This is a genomic window from Photobacterium lipolyticum (assembly GCF_003026475.1).
Classification (GTDB): Bacteria; Pseudomonadota; Gammaproteobacteria; order Enterobacterales; family Vibrionaceae; genus Photobacterium; species Photobacterium lipolyticum.
On record NZ_PYMC01000058.1, the window covers coordinates 1 to 598 of the forward strand.

Sequence of the window (598 nt, forward strand, 5' to 3'; positions counted from 1 at the left end):
CATAACAAACGACTATGGCGTCAATAGTTAATTTAAGCTGTTTTCGCATCCCATAAAACGCCATCTCTCAGCATCGAATTTAGGATGACAACCATCTTCCTTACGCAGGCGATGATGGCCACTTTTTTTGGTTTTCCTTCAGCTAGAAGCCGTTGATAGGTCGTCTTAAAAACAGGGTTACATTGCATAGCAGACATCATTGCCATGTAGAGAACGGTTCTGACCTGGGCCCGACCGCCTTGTATTTTTCTGTGTCCTTTATAGCGTCCGCTTTCCCTGTTCATAGGGGCGACGCCGACGAGTGCTGCAGCTTGTTTGTTGGTGATATAACCGAGCTCAGGAAGGTTGCTAATGATAGATGCGGAGGCAATTTTTCCGATACCGGGCATGCTTTGTAGTATTTCATTTTTGGCCTGATATTCAGGGCAACTTTCAATTAATACGACGATTTTCTTTTCGGTTTTTTTGATCTGATTTTTGAACGCCGTCAGGATTGGTTTGATGGTCATAGCCAGGTGTTTAGGTAGTATTTGGAGGCGATTCTTTTCCATGGTTTGCATTGATAGAAGCTGATTTCTTCGGATGACCAAATCCGCCA

General features: G+C 44.0%; 1 protein-coding gene. It reads right to left on the reverse strand.

Going from position 1 to position 598, the window contains the following annotated elements:
• Positions 1 to 32: 32 nt before the first annotated feature.
• Positions 33 to 598 (reverse strand): transposase (locus C9I89_RS22295; RefSeq protein WP_146155095.1); only part of this gene is annotated, 566 nt, incomplete at its 5' end.